At 34.8% G+C, this 15951-nt stretch carries 10 protein-coding genes and 1 CRISPR repeat array; of the genes, 7 read left to right on the top strand and 3 right to left on the bottom strand.

The annotated features are described in order from the left end of the window. Positions 1-264: 264 nt before the first annotated feature. From rplM to CHB58_RS02595, 5 genes are all read left to right on the top strand, one after another. Entirely contained in the window at positions 265-693 is a 429-nt protein-coding gene (rplM, locus tag CHB58_RS02615) for a 50S ribosomal protein L13 (protein WP_089322548.1), read from the top strand. Between the two features lie 11 nt (positions 694-704). Beyond that, a complete protein-coding gene (gene rpsI / locus CHB58_RS02610; protein ID WP_180706405.1) occupies positions 705-1100 on the top strand; it encodes a 30S ribosomal protein S9 in 396 nt (131 codons plus the stop codon). Next, positions 1072-2121 carry an N-acetyl-gamma-glutamyl-phosphate reductase gene (gene argC / locus CHB58_RS02605; protein ID WP_089322546.1) on the top strand — a complete coding sequence of 350 codons (1050 nt, stop codon included), beginning with the start codon at positions 1072-1074 and terminating at the stop codon, positions 2119-2121. Before rpsI ends, argC begins: the two co-directional genes overlap by 29 nt. Before the next feature lie 80 nt (positions 2122-2201). After that, positions 2202-3212, top strand: a complete 1011-nt coding sequence (gene obgE, locus CHB58_RS02600; RefSeq protein ID WP_089322545.1) for a GTPase ObgE — start codon at positions 2202-2204, stop codon at positions 3210-3212. Beyond that, positions 3205-4800 carry an ArnT family glycosyltransferase gene (locus CHB58_RS02595; RefSeq protein ID WP_089322544.1) on the top strand — a complete coding sequence of 532 codons (1596 nt, stop codon included), beginning with the start codon at positions 3205-3207 and terminating at the stop codon, positions 4798-4800. The genes obgE and CHB58_RS02595 overlap by 8 nt, the downstream gene beginning before the upstream one ends. A 197-nt stretch (positions 4801-4997) precedes the next feature. Beyond that, a CRISPR array of direct repeats spans positions 4998-9594; the repeat unit is 30 nt; unit sequence GTTTTAAGCGTACCTCTAAGGAATTGAAAC. Positions 9595-9727: 133 nt separating this feature from the next. Here CHB58_RS02595 and CHB58_RS02590 read toward each other — a convergent pair. From CHB58_RS02590 to prmC, 3 genes are read right to left on the bottom strand one after another with little or no spacing between them, the layout of a single operon-like run. Beyond that, a complete protein-coding gene (locus CHB58_RS02590) occupies positions 9728-11395 on the bottom strand; it encodes a mechanosensitive ion channel family protein (protein ID WP_089322543.1) in 1668 nt (555 codons plus the stop codon). Between the two features lie 13 nt (positions 11396-11408). After that, entirely contained in the window at positions 11409-12677 is a 1269-nt protein-coding gene (murA, locus tag CHB58_RS02585; protein ID WP_089322542.1) for a UDP-N-acetylglucosamine 1-carboxyvinyltransferase, read from the bottom strand. Then, the gene (gene prmC / locus CHB58_RS02580) at positions 12677-13510 is read right to left on the bottom strand and encodes a peptide chain release factor N(5)-glutamine methyltransferase (RefSeq protein WP_245807321.1); all 834 of its coding nucleotides are present in this window, start codon (positions 13508-13510) and stop codon (positions 12677-12679) included. Before prmC ends, murA begins: the two co-directional genes overlap by 1 nt. A gap of 156 nt (positions 13511-13666) precedes the next feature. Between prmC and CHB58_RS02575 the strand changes: the two genes are divergently transcribed. Continuing rightward, positions 13667-13882 carry a FeoA family protein gene (locus tag CHB58_RS02575; RefSeq protein ID WP_089322540.1) on the top strand — a complete coding sequence of 72 codons (216 nt, stop codon included), beginning with the start codon at positions 13667-13669 and terminating at the stop codon, positions 13880-13882. Positions 13883-13884: 2 nt separating this feature from the next. Beyond that, entirely contained in the window at positions 13885-15885 is a 2001-nt protein-coding gene (gene feoB, locus CHB58_RS02570; protein ID WP_089322539.1) for a ferrous iron transport protein B, read from the top strand. Positions 15886-15951 lie beyond the last annotated feature (66 nt).

Below are 15951 nucleotides of genomic sequence, written 5' to 3'. Positions count from 1 at the left end.
CGTGGTATAGGTTTATATTTAGCTGCATGGTTGTCCTCCTGGTAGTGGTTTTGGTTTTCTGAAAATTTGAATGTTTAGTGCTCTTAATATTTTAACTACCAGGTGGGCAGCCTTTTTCCTTTGGTGTGGGTGGGGAGTATGTGTATACCTATGCAGGGATAAATTCTCGTTATCACTTGACAATTTTTTATCTCTATAGTAAATTTCGCGTGCCCGCTACATTTTCGGCGTTTTAGAAGAACGCCACTATCTGGAGGAACTGAAATGAAAACCTTCATGCAGAAGAAGGAAGAAGTTAAAAGAGATTGGTATGTTGTTGATGCTACCGGTAAAACTCTTGGAAGGCTTGCAAGTGAAATTGCAAAAATTCTTATGGGAAAGCATAAGCCTACCTACACTCCACATGTTGATGGTGGAGATTTTGTGGTTGTTGTGAATGCTGAAAAAATTTACGCAAGTGGTAGAAAGCTTGAAAACAAAATCTACTACAGGCATACCGGCTATTTTGGTCATCTTAAACAGGCTACTTTAAAAGAGATGCTTGAGAAGAAACCGGAAGAAGTAATTAAACTTGCTGTCAAGGGTATGCTTCCTAAAAACAAGCTTAGAGATAAGAGACTTAAGAGGTTGAAGGTTTATGCTGGTCCTGAGCATCCACACAGTGCACAAAATCCTAAACCTCTTGAATTTTAATGGAGGAATCAATGGCAGAAATGAGATATTACGGAACAGGTAAGAGAAAAACAGCTATAGCGAGAGTATGGATAATTCCAAACGGTTCAGGAAAAATAACTGTTAATAGGCAAGATGCAGAAACTTACTTTGGAAGACTTGCTCTTCTTAAAATAATGGAACAGCCTTTTGATGTTACTGGAATGAATGGAAGATTTGATGTATGGTGCACCGTTAAAGGTGGCGGAAAGTCAGCACAGGCAGATGCTGTTAAATTTGGTATAGCAAAGGCTCTTCTTGCTTTTAACCCTGAGTTAAGACCTGCTCTTAAAAAAGCTGGTTTCCTTACAAGAGATGCTCGTATCAAAGAGAGAAAGAAATATGGTCAAAGAGGAGCTCGTGCAAGATACCAGTGGTCAAAACGTTAACATATCTATTATCGGTGCTTCAGGATATACAGGGGCGGAGCTTCTCCGCCTCTTACTATTTCATCCGTTTGTAAATATTCTCTCTTTAACTTCACGTCAGTATGCCGGTCAGAAAGTATCTGATGTTTTTCCCCATCTTTACGGTTCAAAAGTTTCAAAGTTAGTTTTTACTGAGTTTAACGTTGATACAGTAGCTTCAATGTCTGATGTTGTATTTGTGTGTCTTCCCCATAGGGCGGCATTCCCTGTTGTTAGAGGTCTTTATGAAAAAAAGCCAGAACTTAAAATTATAGATTTTAGTGCTGATTTTAGATTTGATTCTCCCGAGATTTATGAAAAAGTTTATGGAGTAAAGCATCACGCTAAAGAGCTTTTTGCAAAAGTGGCTTACGGTTTACCTGAAATTTTTAGAGATGAAATTAAAAATAAAACAATTGTTGCAAATCCGGGTTGTTATCCTACAAGTGTTATACTTGGACTTTATCCTGCAAAAATCTCAGGTTTGATTGACGAAAATTATCCAGTTATTGCCGACAGTAAATCTGGAGTTACCGGGGCTGGAAGGAAATCTTCTGTATCTTTTACTTTTTGCGAAGTTAATGAGACATTTAAGGCTTATGCTGTTGAAGGCCATCGTCATGCTCCAGAAATTGCTGAGAAGTTAAGTTTAAAAAAAGTGAGATTTACTCCACATCTTGTTCCTATGAACAGGGGAATATTGTCAACCATCTACTTTAAAACAGATGCTGCAAAAGAAGAGTTGCAGGCTGTTTATAACCAGTTTTATAAAAATGAGAAATTTGTAAGGCTTAAATCTTTCCCTCCTGAAACTTCTCATGTTGCCGGGACAAATTTTTGTGATATATATGTAACAAAAGATGAGGAAACAGGGCTTGGGGTTGCTATTTCTGCGATAGATAATATAGGGAAAGGGGCTTCTGGTCAGGCTATCCAGAATATGAATATTTTATGTGGTTTCCCAGAAGATACAGGTTTAAATCAGTATTCTCTCTGGATATAGTTTTATAGTTGACTTTCACCATCTTTAATTTAACTTTCCTTTTAGAAATTCCCTGAATTTTGCACTGCTGGAGGTTTCGTATGGCCAGTTTCATAGATAAAGTTAAAATATTTGTTAAAGGTGGTGATGGCGGTAACGGTTGTGTGGCTTTTAGAAGGGAGAAATTTATTCCTAAAGGTGGTCCTGCCGGTGGTGATGGTGGAAAAGGTGGCAGTGTTATCCTTGTTGCAGATAAAAACATCCATACCTTGCTTGATTTTAAGTATAAAAGGCACTATAAAGCTGAAAGAGGAAGACACGGAGAAGGAAATAAAAGAACTGGAAAAAGTGGAGAAGACCTTATTATAAAAGTTCCTGTTGGGACGGTTGTAAAAGATGCAGAAACTGGAGAGATTCTTGGTGATCTTACAAGGGAAGGGGAGAAGCTTGTTGTAGCTAAAGGGGGACGTGGAGGGCGTGGTAATGCGGCTTTTGCAACTCCTACAAGGAGAGCACCCGATTTTGCTGAGCCGGGGGAGCCGGGAGAAGAAAGGTGGATAGAGCTTGAGTTAAAGCTGATAGCAGATGTAGGGTTGGTAGGCTTTCCAAATGCCGGGAAATCCACTTTCTTGTCAAGAATCTCTGCAGCAAGGCCTGAAATAGCTGATTATCCTTTTACCACATTAAGGCCTATCCTTGGTGTAACAGAGGTTGATGGATTTTCTTTTGTTGTGGCGGATATCCCCGGTCTTATAGAAGGAGCTCATAAAGGAAGAGGATTGGGGCATGAGTTTTTAAGACATGTTGAAAGGACAAAACTTTTACTTCATCTGATAGATTTGTCAGATCAAACAAGAGATTTTAAGGAAGCTTTTGAGAAAATTAATAAAGAACTTGAACTATACTCCCCGAAGCTTGCTAAAAAACCTCAAATTGTTGTTGGAACAAAAATAGATGCTTTGTCTGACAGGTCTGTTATAGATGAGGCAAAGAAATATTTTGAATCAAGAGGGTATCCTTTCTTTGCTGTTTCTGCTGTGACAGGTGAAGGGATGAAAGAACTTTTAAGATATGTGGCTGAAAAGGTAAAGGAGATAAGGGAAAATGGATAAGAGACGATTTATCTTTTTTATTCTTATTCTCTTAAGTGTATTTGTTTTCTTTAAAAATCTTGGGGTAAACGATATATGGATTCCTAACGAAAGCTTTTATGCTGAATCGGCAAGAGAAATGATGGAAAGTGGAAATTATCTTGATATTTACTATAACTATCAGTCAAGATTTAATAAGCCGCCTATGACTTACTGGCTTGTTGCCTTATCTTATAAGCTTTTTGGGATTTCAGAGTTTTCTGCCAGACTGCCTGTTGTAATTTTGTCCCTTTTTTCTGTTTTATTGACTTACCTTATTGCTCGTGAGCTTTTTGATAGAAAATCTGCTGTTTATTCTGCTTTCGCAATGTTTTTAAGCCTTCAGTTTGTTATAAACTCTCGTTACGCTTCTCCTGAGGATGTTCTTACCTTTTTCTTTACGTTGACCTTGTATCTCTTTATTAAAGGATATAAAAACAAAAAATTCTCTTATATTCTTTTATCTTATATTTCCTTGGGCCTAACAGTTTTAACAAAAGGTTATCCTTACATTATAGTCATTGGAGGGATAATTCTTCTTTATATCCTTCTTGAAAACAGTTTTAATTTTCTTAGAGCATGGGAAGATATAAAATTTCTCAAACTTCAAATAGGAATACCTTTAGTTTTAATTATTGGATGCTGGTGGTATGTTTATATGTATTTGAAGTTTGGTAATGAATTTTTAAATGTTTTGATGAAAGAAACTATTAAGAGAGCGGTTGAGAAAAAAGATGGGAGCTTGAATCCGTTTTACTATCCAGTTGTTATTTTGTGGGGGTTTTTACCATATTCTCTTGTTGCTTACTTCGGATTGGCGAAAATTAAAAATTATTTTGAGAAATTACTTTTTCCTTTTGCCTGGCTTTTTGTAATGCTTGTTATTTTCACTTTAGCAAAAGGAAAAATTCCCACATATATAATTCAGGCTCATCCGGCTCTTTCACTTATAACTGGATATTTTGTTTCAAATTATAGTCCTGAAGAAGGGGTTGAAAAAAAGATTTATAAAACTGCTTTTATTATTCCTGCTGTAGTTTTCTTCGTGGCTACTTTCTTGGTGGTGTTTGTATTTAGTCTTTCTCCCGTTTACTATCTATGTGTAGTAATTGCAGCTGCACTATTAATTTATTTTAGAGAACTGAAACTAACTCCTTATATTTCAGCCCTTCTGTTTTTTACAATGTTTACTGTTTCCCTTTTACCAACAGTTGAAAAATTTAGACCTTATGACGAAATAGGAAAGGCTATAAAAAAAGAAAGAATTGAGAAAAATGTGCCTTTGCTTGTAGAAAGTTACTTCTGGCATAATTTACCCTTTTATGCAGAAAGAAAGGTTGTTAGAGATGTTTCCTTTACGAAAATAAAGACTCAATTAAATGAAGGGAAACTTCTTGCTCTTGTTAAATCTGATGATGTTAAAAGGTTAGAAGATATAAAGATTTTATGGAAAGGGAAGCTTTATAGAAGAGGCAGTGAATCAAGATTTGCTATTTTTCTTAAATATGTTGCAAAAGCAATGCATGGAAATTTTAAAGGGTTTGAGGATAGAGTACTAATTTATCGTTGATTTATGATAAGTGTCGGGAATCCAATATGCGTTTTTATTTATGTAATTTACTTATTCCCAGTGTCTTTCTGCCAGTTATTATGTTTATTATAAATATCTTAATAATCATCCCCGACATTTGACTTCCAATATTAGGTAATGATAATATGTGTATAAATCTTGACGTTCTTTGAAAAAAGGAATAAGCAATAGAGTGGGTTTTAAGCGTACCTCTAAGGAATTGAAACTAATTTCACTGGGGTTTTACACCCCAGTGGCTCTAAGTTTTAAGCGTACCTCTAAGGAATTGAAACTTGGTTTGTTATCTAGATTGAATAAAAATCTAGATAGTTTTAAGCGTACCTCTAAGGAATTGAAACTGAAAATAGCAGGGGCAAATTTATCAACTACGGTAAAACCTTGTTTTAAGCGTACCTCTAAGGAATTGAAACTTGAATAACGAAAATGTCAAAATGAAAATATACGATAGTTTTAAGCGTACCTCTAAGGAATTGAAACACAATACCTTTATCGTAATCTTCTGTTATTGGATATCGTTTTAAGCGTACCTCTAAGGAATTGAAACATATCAGAGGCAGGTATATTCTTTACTGACGGTACTTCGTTTTAAGCGTACCTCTAAGGAATTGAAACCTAATTTATTTCACCAGTTTTCAAATTCAACGACTTGCGTGTTTTAAGCGTACCTCTAAGGAATTGAAACAAGATAGTGTAACTAACGACTATACTACACTAAAAGCTGTTTTAAGCGTACCTCTAAGGAATTGAAACTGTTTATATTTTCTTGAAGTTTATAATCGTTTATTTCGTTTTAAGCGTACCTCTAAGGAATTGAAACGATTACGAATCCGGCGATATCGTATTCAAACCTAATATAGTTTTAAGCGTACCTCTAAGGAATTGAAACATAAACAGGCTTGGATGTATTTTTATAACCGACTTGAGTTTTAAGCGTACCTCTAAGGAATTGAAACCGATCCAACACCACGAAACATTACAGTTCCATATGGTTTTAAGCGTACCTCTAAGGAATTGAAACGGAAAAAGCTCAAAAAGATAGCTAATCTCCAAAAGGTTTTAAGCGTACCTCTAAGGAATTGAAACTAATTAAAAATAATATATATTTAGGAGGATAAACGATGGTTTTAAGCGTACCTCTAAGGAATTGAAACACTCAAGCAACGCTTGAGTGTCAGAATCAAAATCTGTTTTAAGCGTACCTCTAAGGAATTGAAACAAAATATCCACCCTATAACATCTTATTCCTTTTATAGTTTTAAGCGTACCTCTAAGGAATTGAAACCATTGTAAACAGCAGTGTAATATGACTGTGGTTTAGGGTTTTAAGCGTACCTCTAAGGAATTGAAACTGAGCAAATACAATCTTATCTCTTTTAAATGCAATTGTTTTAAGCGTACCTCTAAGGAATTGAAACTAAATATGTTGATTTTCTAATAAAAAAATATAATTTAAGTTTTAAGCGTACCTCTAAGGAATTGAAACTCTCGCAAGGCGTAAGAAACAATATCCTTTCTCTCTAGTTTTAAGCGTACCTCTAAGGAATTGAAACAAAGAACGGCGGCGACGAGAAAAGAAAGACAGCGGACTGTTTTAAGCGTACCTCTAAGGAATTGAAACCTATATCCCAAGTTTTTGAAACAATTATCGTATATAGTTTTAAGCGTACCTCTAAGGAATTGAAACTAGCATCATCTGGAATAGTCTGAACTGGAGCGTCAGGGTTTTAAGCGTACCTCTAAGGAATTGAAACGGAGCTTTGCTTGGAGTTGAGAGACTTCCGGCTCAACCTGGTTTTAAGCGTACCTCTAAGGAATTGAAACAAGCGGCATTTAATAAAGCCGTTCACTGGAAATATACGTTTTAAGCGTACCTCTAAGGAATTGAAACTATGACGGCGACGCTAAATCCCTATCTTCCATTATTGTTTTAAGCGTACCTCTAAGGAATTGAAACAGTTTTTTTCATACAATAATATATACCCGAAACATGTTTTAAGCGTACCTCTAAGGAATTGAAACGACATCCTGTAAGTGGAAAAGAGCTATTTATAGGAACAGTTTTAAGCGTACCTCTAAGGAATTGAAACTTTTTGTGTTTGATAAAACATGTTCTAAACTATTTGTTTTAAGCGTACCTCTAAGGAATTGAAACTTTTTGTGTTTGATAAAACATGTTCTAAACTATTTGTTTTAAGCGTACCTCTAAGGAATTGAAACTCTTTTATATTGAATACAAAATCTAATACAGGTTTTGTGTTTTAAGCGTACCTCTAAGGAATTGAAACGTAGAGCTTGACAGCACCGAAAATGCACTTGCCGCCTGGGTTTTAAGCGTACCTCTAAGGAATTGAAACTCTTTATAGGAAACAAACATTCCCAACAGACATCTGGTTTTAAGCGTACCTCTAAGGAATTGAAACTGCCACCAGCATAACCAAGTTGAGTGTATCTTATCCCGTGTTTTAAGCGTACCTCTAAGGAATTGAAACACAACGAGACTTTCAACTTTTTCTGTAAAGATGTTAAGTTTTAAGCGTACCTCTAAGGAATTGAAACACCGTGAGATTAACCTTCTATAAGTTGCTTTCCCTAGTTTTAAGCGTACCTCTAAGGAATTGAAACACCTCCTTTTTCTCGGTTTTCTTCATTCTACCATAAGTTTTAAGCGTACCTCTAAGGAATTGAAACTTAACAAAACAAAAAAGGAGGTTGGAAATGATCACAAAGGGTTTTAAGCGTACCTCTAAGGAATTGAAACACTTAGGAAATTTATAAACTGTAGGATTTCCATTTGTATCTGTTTTAAGCGTACCTCTAAGGAATTGAAACATAATACGGCGCATATTATAGACAAAGCTACTGGATTTGTTTTAAGCGTACCTCTAAGGAATTGAAACCACAATTGTATAATTACAGATTTATGCTTAATCAATGTTTTAAGCGTACCTCTAAGGAATTGAAACCTTTCATTTTATACCTCCTTTTTCTCGGTTTTCTTGTTTTAAGCGTACCTCTAAGGAATTGAAACTAAAGATAGTACATATGAACCTATTGAGTTATTTGTGTTTTAAGCGTACCTCTAAGGAATTGAAACTCAACACGTAGTAAATCTGTGTTGATAATTCTTTCGAGTTTTAAGCGTACCTCTAAGGAATTGAAACTATTTAACCTGTTATATCAGCAATAAAGTGTAAAAAAAGTTTTAAGCGTACCTCTAAGGAATTGAAACTACAATAATTACATGTTTTGCCACACTTCACATTCTTGTTTTAAGCGTACCTCTAAGGAATTGAAACTTGATCTAAAAAAAGTTGCTTTTATACTTGAATTATCGTTTTAAGCGTACCTCTAAGGAATTGAAACTTGATCTAAAAAAAGTTGCTTTTATACTTGAATTATCGTTTTAAGCGTACCTCTAAGGAATTGAAACTTGATCTAAAAAAAGTTGCTTTTATACTTGAATTATCGTTTTAAGCGTACCTCTAAGGAATTGAAACTTGATCTAAAAAAAGTTGCTTTTATACTTGAATTATCGTTTTAAGCGTACCTCTAAGGAATTGAAACTAGTAAGCTCATTCATACCTACAGAAGGTATATATATGGTTTTAAGCGTACCTCTAAGGAATTGAAACTATTTGGATTTTTTGTTGTTGGTAAGGTTATGATATAGTTTTAAGCGTACCTCTAAGGAATTGAAACTAAGTTGCTTTCCCGATTTTTGCTATCTTTTTCATCTTGTTTTAAGCGTACCTCTAAGGAATTGAAACTATTGATGGAATAAGCATTCTTAATAAGGTCAAACACCGCGTTTTAAGCGTACCTCTAAGGAATTGAAACTCTTCAATTATAATATTCTTATATTCCTCACCAAGTTTTAAGCGTACCTCTAAGGAATTGAAACTTACCAAAACAAAAGAGAAGGAGGAAAGAGAGATGAGGTTTTAAGCGTACCTCTAAGGAATTGAAACAACTGACTTGCTAAATCTTCTTCTATTGTATCTAAAGTTTTAAGCGTACCTCTAAGGAATTGAAACTAGGATCAAACATATAATACTTCTCTAAATCCATCAGTTTTAAGCGTACCTCTAAGGAATTGAAACAATTTGGAAACTACTTGACCGACATTTTCAGCACCGATTGTTTTAAGCGTACCTCTAAGGAATTGAAACCCATAAAAGAAACCAACTTCTAGAAAGATTTTACGAGTTTTAAGCGTACCTCTAAGGAATTGAAACAGCTATCTCTTTAAGGTATGATTTAGTTTTTACTGCTTGTTTTAAGCGTACCTCTAAGGAATTGAAACACACAATAGAAGTCAGAGGAAATGAAAATCCTTTCCCTTGTTTTAAGCGTACCTCTAAGGAATTGAAACGAATAATCAACAAAAAGAATCTCATTATTTTCTAAAGTTTTAAGCGTACCTCTAAGGAATTGAAACAGGGATTCTATCTGGGATTCCTCTTTTGCCGGAAAGTTTTAAGCGTACCTCTAAGGAATTGAAACTATCTAAAGCAGAAAGGTTTCATTGAAGCTAAAGGTGGTTTTAAGCGTACCTCTAAGGAATTGAAACCTATCTAATAATAATGATAGATATTCAAAATGAGTTTTGTTTTAAGCGTACCTCTAAGGAATTGAAACAGATCAGGATACCGTCTTTTGAGTTCTTCCATATCCTGGGTTTTAAGCGTACCTCTAAGGAATTGAAACCGGTAAATTCCAGCATAGGTTTCTGCCTGTTCTGTAGTTTTAAGCGTACCTCTAAGGAATTGAAACTGTTCCAGAGGTAGTAAAAGAGGTCGTTTTTCCCAAAGGTTTTAAGCGTACCTCAGAAATAAGATAAGAGTTATGATTGCTGTTTTATTGATTTAGGTTTTATCTGCTCCTACTTTAAAGCATTTATAGTGAATTATTCAGGATTCTTCCTACTATCAATTTCTACTTTTAAAGTATTTTTAAACCATAAGTCATGCTGAGGAAATGGTATTTCTACTCCAGCTTTTTTAAGCTCTCTCCAGGCGGTGTAGTAAAATCTGCTTCTTATTTCTTCTATTTTTATTTCTTTTCTTATATCTATCCAGAAAGATGCAATGAATATAAGGGCGCTTTCACCGAATTCCCAGAACCAGACTTTAGGCCTGGGAGTTTTTAAGACACCGGGCATGTTTTCAAGAACTTTTGTTAGAACCTTTCTTACTGTTTCAGGGTCTGAAGAGTAAGATACACCTACAGGAATTCTTAGTCTTACAAACGGATCGTGATGAGAGAAGTTCACTATAGGAGAAGATATAAAATTTGAGTTTGGTATGGCTATCTCAACTCCATCATTTGTTCTTATTAAAGTTGCAAGAATGCCAATATCTTCAATTTTCCCAAAAACATTTTTCTCTTCATTTCCCAAAGTTGGAACAGAAAGAGGAAGTTCAACGATATCTCCTATTTTCAGTTTTTTACTAAAAAGTAAAATAAATCCGCTCATGTAATTGTTCATTATGGTTTGAAGTCCGAAACCTATACCAACTCCGAGAGTTCCTGCTATGGGAAGCAATACTTTCCATGTTATACCAAGAGAAGATAGAACCACCATGAAAACAAAGAGAATTCCTATGTTAAATATGAGTGCTTCTGCCGATCCGCCTTCTATTGTGCGCCTGTGTTTTGGGAAGTAAAGTTTTATTCCTTTTCTTACTACATTGAGCAAAGATGTCAGGAAAAATCCATAATAGATGGAAATGATGATATTGTAGAAGCTTATTTTCAACAGTTCCGTTTTAATAAAATAGGTTTGTTTTAAAATGTAGAAAAGATTATCAAGATTGAAAAAGTATTCCAGGGAAATTTTCAGGAAAAAGATAAAAATAAGGGTAATTAGAAGTTTGAGATTTTTTATTAAAACAACAATGTCTCTTTTTCTCACAAATTCTTTATCAATAAAATTTTTAATAAACTCTGTTCCTCGTGTAATAACCCAGCTGTAAAATAAACTTATTACAGCGATTACACCTATTCCTACAATGGCTTTTGTATCAAAAGTTATTAGACCAGATAGCCACAGTATTGAAAAAGTTAAGTAGGATATAAACAGAGAAATAGAAACAATGTTCCTGATACTTTCTTTAAGAAGAGATGTTAAAGATGTAATTAGAGGTATAAATGCAAGAATTATGAATAATTTTCGTAGAAAAAGAAGAATCTTAACATCTAAATTAAAGAAATTGAAGTGTGTAAATACTGATGTAATAAATGCAAGTGTGAGAAAGAAAAATGTTATAAATCTGGGTAGGGTTGCTGCTTCTTCTGCTATATAGAGTGCCCGGGTAAGATATACAGAGCCTATTAAAATTGAAAAATCTTCAAATACAAACTTTAGAAGTGGAGATGGAACAAGTTTAGAGATAGAAAATCCTGCTATAAAAAATAAGATACCGCTTAAACTTTCAATTAAAGCTTTAAGGAATTTATTTTGTAGTTTTCGTTGAATGATAACTTTTATTATTTGAATTGTTATCAGGATAAAAACTGTTAAGGATGCAAGATATATTTCTGTGCTTGCCACTTTTGTATGGAAAATAAACATCACTTCTCCCTGTTTAGAAAGGCTTTTCTGCTTTTACCTTCTCTATGTATGCTCCAAGGGATTGAAGTTTTTTTTCAAGATTTTCGTAGCCTCTCTCAAGGTGATAGATTCTGTAGATTTCTGTAGTGTTTTCAGCTGCAAGTCCTGCAGCAACAAGGGATGCACTGGCCCTTAGGTCTGTCGCCATAACTTTTGCACCTATAAGTTTCTCTACTCCTTTAACTATAGCTGTATTTCCATCTATTGTAATGTTAGCTCCAAGTCTTAGTAGTTCAAGCACATGCTGGAATCTATTTTCAAAGATTGTTTCTTTTATAATTGAAACTCCTTCTGCAAGGCACATTGCTGCCATAAACTGTGCCTGCATATCCGTAGGGAATCCGGGATAAACCTGTGTTGTGATGTCTGTAGCTTTAAGTTTTCCTTCTTTCTTTATTTTTATTGTTACATTGTTTAGTTTTTCTATTGTAAGCCCTGCTTCTTTAAATTTTTGAACGACTGCTTCTATTGTGTCATATGGACAGTCTTCAATTGTGATTTCTCCTCCAGCTGTAGCGATGAAAGAGATAAATGTTCCAGCTTCAATTCTATCAGGCATTACTGTATAGTCTATTTTTGAGAGTTCTTCCACACCTGTAATTTCTATGGTGTCAGTGCCTTCTCCTTCAATTATAGCTCCAGCTTTCTTGAGAGCATTAGCAAGGTCAACTATTTCAGGTTCTTTTGCAGCATTTTTTATTACTGTTTTTCCTTTGGCAAGCACAGCTGCCATTAGTAGGTTTTCGGTGCCGCCAACTGTTGGTTTATCAAATACAATTTCTGCTCCTTTTAATCTACCTTTAACAGTTGCATTTATATATCCATGGTCTATAGATATTTCTGCTCCAAGTTTAGAAAGAGCTTTAAGGTGAAAATTTATAGGTCTTGCACCTATTGCACAGCCACCAGGCAAAGATACTTTTGCTTTTCCATATTTTGCAAGAAGGGGACCAAGAGAAAGAATAGAGGCTCTCATAGTTCTTACAAGTTCATAATCTGCTTCTGTTTTAATTTTTTCTTTTTCTCTCACAAAAAGAGTATTCTTTTCAAAGCAGGTTTCAAATCCCATATCTTTTAAAAGTGCAACGGCTGTTCTTGTATCTCTTAAATTGGGAACATTTTCAATCTGAGCTTCTTTTGTAAGTATTGCTGCAAAAATGATTGGAAGGCTTGCATTTTTTGAACCTGAGATTTTTACAGTTCCCTTTAGCTCTTTTCCACCCTTTATTATGAACTTATACATTACTTTTCTCCTAAGATTATTCGTTCTTTTCCTGCCAGATCCTTAAGCACTTGTATATTTTTAAAACCTGAAGCTTCAAAAATTTTCTTAACTTCTCCTGCCTGTCCTTCTCCAAATTCTACTAAAAGATAACCGCCTTTTTTAAGTTTGCTGTATGCTTGTTTTGTTAGTTTTTCTATTATTTCTGTGCCTTTCTCTCCTCCAAATAAAGCGCAGTGTGGTTCATATTTTGTAACACTTTTTTCAACTCTTTTGTCTTTGAAAGAGATATACGGGGGATTTGATACAACTATTGTGAAGTTTTCATTTAGATTTTCCAGTATATCTGTTTTAAAAAAATGCACATTTACATTGTGAATTTTTGCATTTTCCTTTGCTATATCTAAAGCTTTTTCTGATATATCTGTTGCAAAAAATTCAGCTTTTTTTGTTAGCAGTTTTGCAAGTGTAATTATTATGCATCCACTTCCTGTGCCGATGTCTGCAATTTTTATAGGAGTTTCTGATATATTCTTTGCTATTTCAAGAGTTTGTTCAACCAATAATTCAGTTTCAGGACGCGGTATTAAAACGTCTTTTGTTAATTTAAACTGGAATCCAAAAAATTCTTTTCTTCCGGTTATATATGCTACAGGTTCACCTTTGACTCGCTGCTTTATAAGTTGGCGATAAGTTTCAACTTCATCAGATGATAAAGGTCTGTCATATTTTGTATAAAGCTTAACTCTATTTTCCCAACCTAACGTATGACACATTAGAAGTTCAGCATCAAGACGTGGTGTTTCTATTCCTTTTTCAGATAGAATTTCTGTCGCTCGTTTGATAAGTTTCATAACAGTCCATTTCATAAGAGGAATTATACATTTAGTTTTTAAGTTTCACCATTTTGAAAAGCGTTAATATTTGAAAAAAGTTTTTAATCCTTTGCTTTCTTGACGTTTTTCAAAAAGTTAATATATTCTAACAATCAAAGAGTTAAAGGTGAAGTTATGAGAACGTTGCTTGACGTTAAGGAAGGAGAAAAGGTTGAAGTTGTTGAAATAAAAGGTTCTCCCTGTTTTTGTAACCGCATGGCATCGGTTGGTCTTTTTCCAGGAACAAAGGTAAGGGTGATTAAAACAGCACCAGGCCCTGTTATTGTGGAGATTGCAGGGAGCAGGTTTGCTCTTGGCAAAGGTATGGCAAGAAGAGTTATTGTGAGGTGAAGTTGAAAGAGGAGATAGTTGTTGCTTTAGTTGGTAATCCAAACGTTGGAAAAACGGCAATAATGAATGCCCTTGCTGGAACAAAAGCTAAAGTTGGAAACTGGCCCGGTGTAACGGTTGAAAAAAAGGAGGGTTTTTTCTCCTTTAGGGGCTTTAAAATAAAGTTGATAGACCTTCCCGGTGTTTATAGTTTGACTTCTTACACCATTGAAGAAAGGGTAACTCGTAATTTTCTACTGAATGAAAAGTATGATACCGTTTTAAATGTTGTTGATGTAACCACGTTAGGAAGAAATCTTTATCTTACTCTTGAGCTTCTTGAAATGGGTGTGAAACCAATTCTTGCATTGAACAAAGTTGATGATGTTGAAGATTTTAATATAAATTTTGAAAAGTTATCTAAGATTTTGAATTTACCCGTTGTTCCTGTGAGTGCTTATACAGGTGCAGGATTGAGTGAGCTAAAAGAGAAAATGGTTTTAGTTGCTCTTGAAGGAATAAAGGGAAAAGTTTTCCAACCTGTTTATTCTGAAATTGTTGAAGCAGCAATTCTTGAAGTTTCATCTGTTATTAAAAGTTTGTTTGAGCCTCAAAAAGTTAGGTGGTATGCAATAAAAATACTTGAGGGTGATAAGGAAATTATTGAAAAAGTTTTAAGTTCTTCTTCAGGTGAAAAGTTAAAATCTGTTCTTGAAAGGATAAGGAAAGAGGTCAAAGAGAGAAAGGGAGAAGATATAGGTGCTATTATTGTTAGAGAAAGGTTTATTATCGCTTCTGAAATAGCTAAGGAAGTTGTTGAAGCGGAAAAAAAGTGTGAGAAAGAATGTTTAAGGGATAGGATAGACCGTGTTATTACTACTCCTTTAACAGGAATTCCTGTTTTCTTTGCTATTATGGCGGCTGTTTTTAAATTGACTTTCATGTTAAGTGAACCTTTTGTGGAGATTATTGGGAAATTTTTTGGGGATATTTTACCTTCATTTCTCTATAAGCTACCTTTTCCTGAGATTTTGAAGTCCTTTATAGACAGGGGTGTTTTTGCAGGAGTAGGTTCTGTTCTGTCTTTTCTTCCCATACTTTTCGTTCTTTATACGCTTCTTTCCATTTTAGAAGATTCAGGGTATATGGCAAGAGCAGCCGCCCTTTGGGATAATTTTATGAGAATTTTTGGGCTTTCTGGAGCTTCTGTTATTCCTCTTATTCTCGGTTTTGGGTGTAATGTGCCTGCCGTTTACTCTACAAGAGCTATGCGTTCACCGATTCAAAAGCTTATAACGATGCTTGTGATTCCGTGGATTTCCTGCAGTGCAAGACTTGCTGTATATACCGTTTTTATAGCCGCTTTTTTTGAAAGTAGCAGAACGTTGATAGTACTCTCTTTGTATGGAACGGGAATTTTTATAGCTCTTATTTTTTCTAAGTTGTTATCACTGTTTTTAAAGAGTAGTGGAGAGGAAGAGTTTTTTATTGAACTACCTGCTTATAAAGTTCCTTCTTTGAAAATGGTTTTAAATCAAACATTTATAGAGGTTAAGGATTTTATAGAAAAAGCAGGAACAGTTATATTTTTAGCTTCTGTTATTATCTGGGTTCTTGCCAGTTTTCCGTTTGGTGTGGAGTATGCCGGGGAGCATTCTTTAGCTGGAATGATTGGAAAGTTGATACTTCCTGTTTTTAAACCCATCGGTATAACTGACTGGAAGCCTGTTATTGCTTTGCTGTTTGGTGGTGTTGCTAAAGAAGTTGTTGTCGGAACTTTAGGAACGCTTTATGGGAATGCTGAGCACCTTCCTGAAGTGTTAAGGACAGTTTTTACACCTCAAGCAGCTCTTGCCTATCTATTTTTTGTTCTCCTTTATATTCCGTGTATAGCCACCATTTCCGCTATCTATCAGGAGAGCGGATCAAAAAAATGGGTTCTATTTGTAGTTGCTGTAGAACTTGCTGTTGCATGGGTTGTTGCTTTTATTGTTTACCATATTGCTTTAGTGGTAAGTCTGTAAACTTTATAATTGTATAATTAGTATAAATGTCTGATTTTCTTGATAGAAGATATACTTGTGTTATAA

It is taken from the genome of Desulfurobacterium atlanticum (genome assembly GCF_900188395.1).
In the GTDB taxonomy this organism is placed as follows: domain Bacteria; phylum Aquificota; class Aquificia; order Desulfurobacteriales; family Desulfurobacteriaceae; genus Desulfurobacterium_A; species Desulfurobacterium_A atlanticum.
The sequence above is the reverse complement of the archived record's forward strand: the minus strand, read 5'-3'. Positions and strand labels throughout refer to the sequence as shown.

Bases quoted from the DNA above. Each gene is read 5' to 3' on its own strand.
- murA (WP_089322542.1), bottom strand. From the start codon at position 12,677: ATGTATAAGTTCATAATAAAGGGTGGAAAAGAGCTAAAGGGAACTGTA.
- CHB58_RS02590 (WP_089322543.1), bottom strand. From the start codon at position 11,395: ATGTTTATTTTCCATACAAAAGTGGCAAGCACAGAAATATATCTTGCA.
- prmC (WP_245807321.1), bottom strand. From the start codon at position 13,510: ATGAAACTTATCAAACGAGCGACAGAAATTCTATCTGAAAAAGGAATA.
- obgE (WP_089322545.1), top strand. From the start codon at position 2,202: ATGGCCAGTTTCATAGATAAAGTTAAAATATTTGTTAAAGGTGGTGAT.
- rpsI (WP_180706405.1), top strand. From the start codon at position 705: ATGGCAGAAATGAGATATTACGGAACAGGTAAGAGAAAAACAGCTATA.
- CHB58_RS02595 (WP_089322544.1), top strand. From the start codon at position 3,205: ATGGATAAGAGACGATTTATCTTTTTTATTCTTATTCTCTTAAGTGTA.
- CHB58_RS02575 (WP_089322540.1), top strand. From the start codon at position 13,667: ATGAGAACGTTGCTTGACGTTAAGGAAGGAGAAAAGGTTGAAGTTGTT.
- rplM (WP_089322548.1), top strand. From the start codon at position 265: ATGAAAACCTTCATGCAGAAGAAGGAAGAAGTTAAAAGAGATTGGTAT.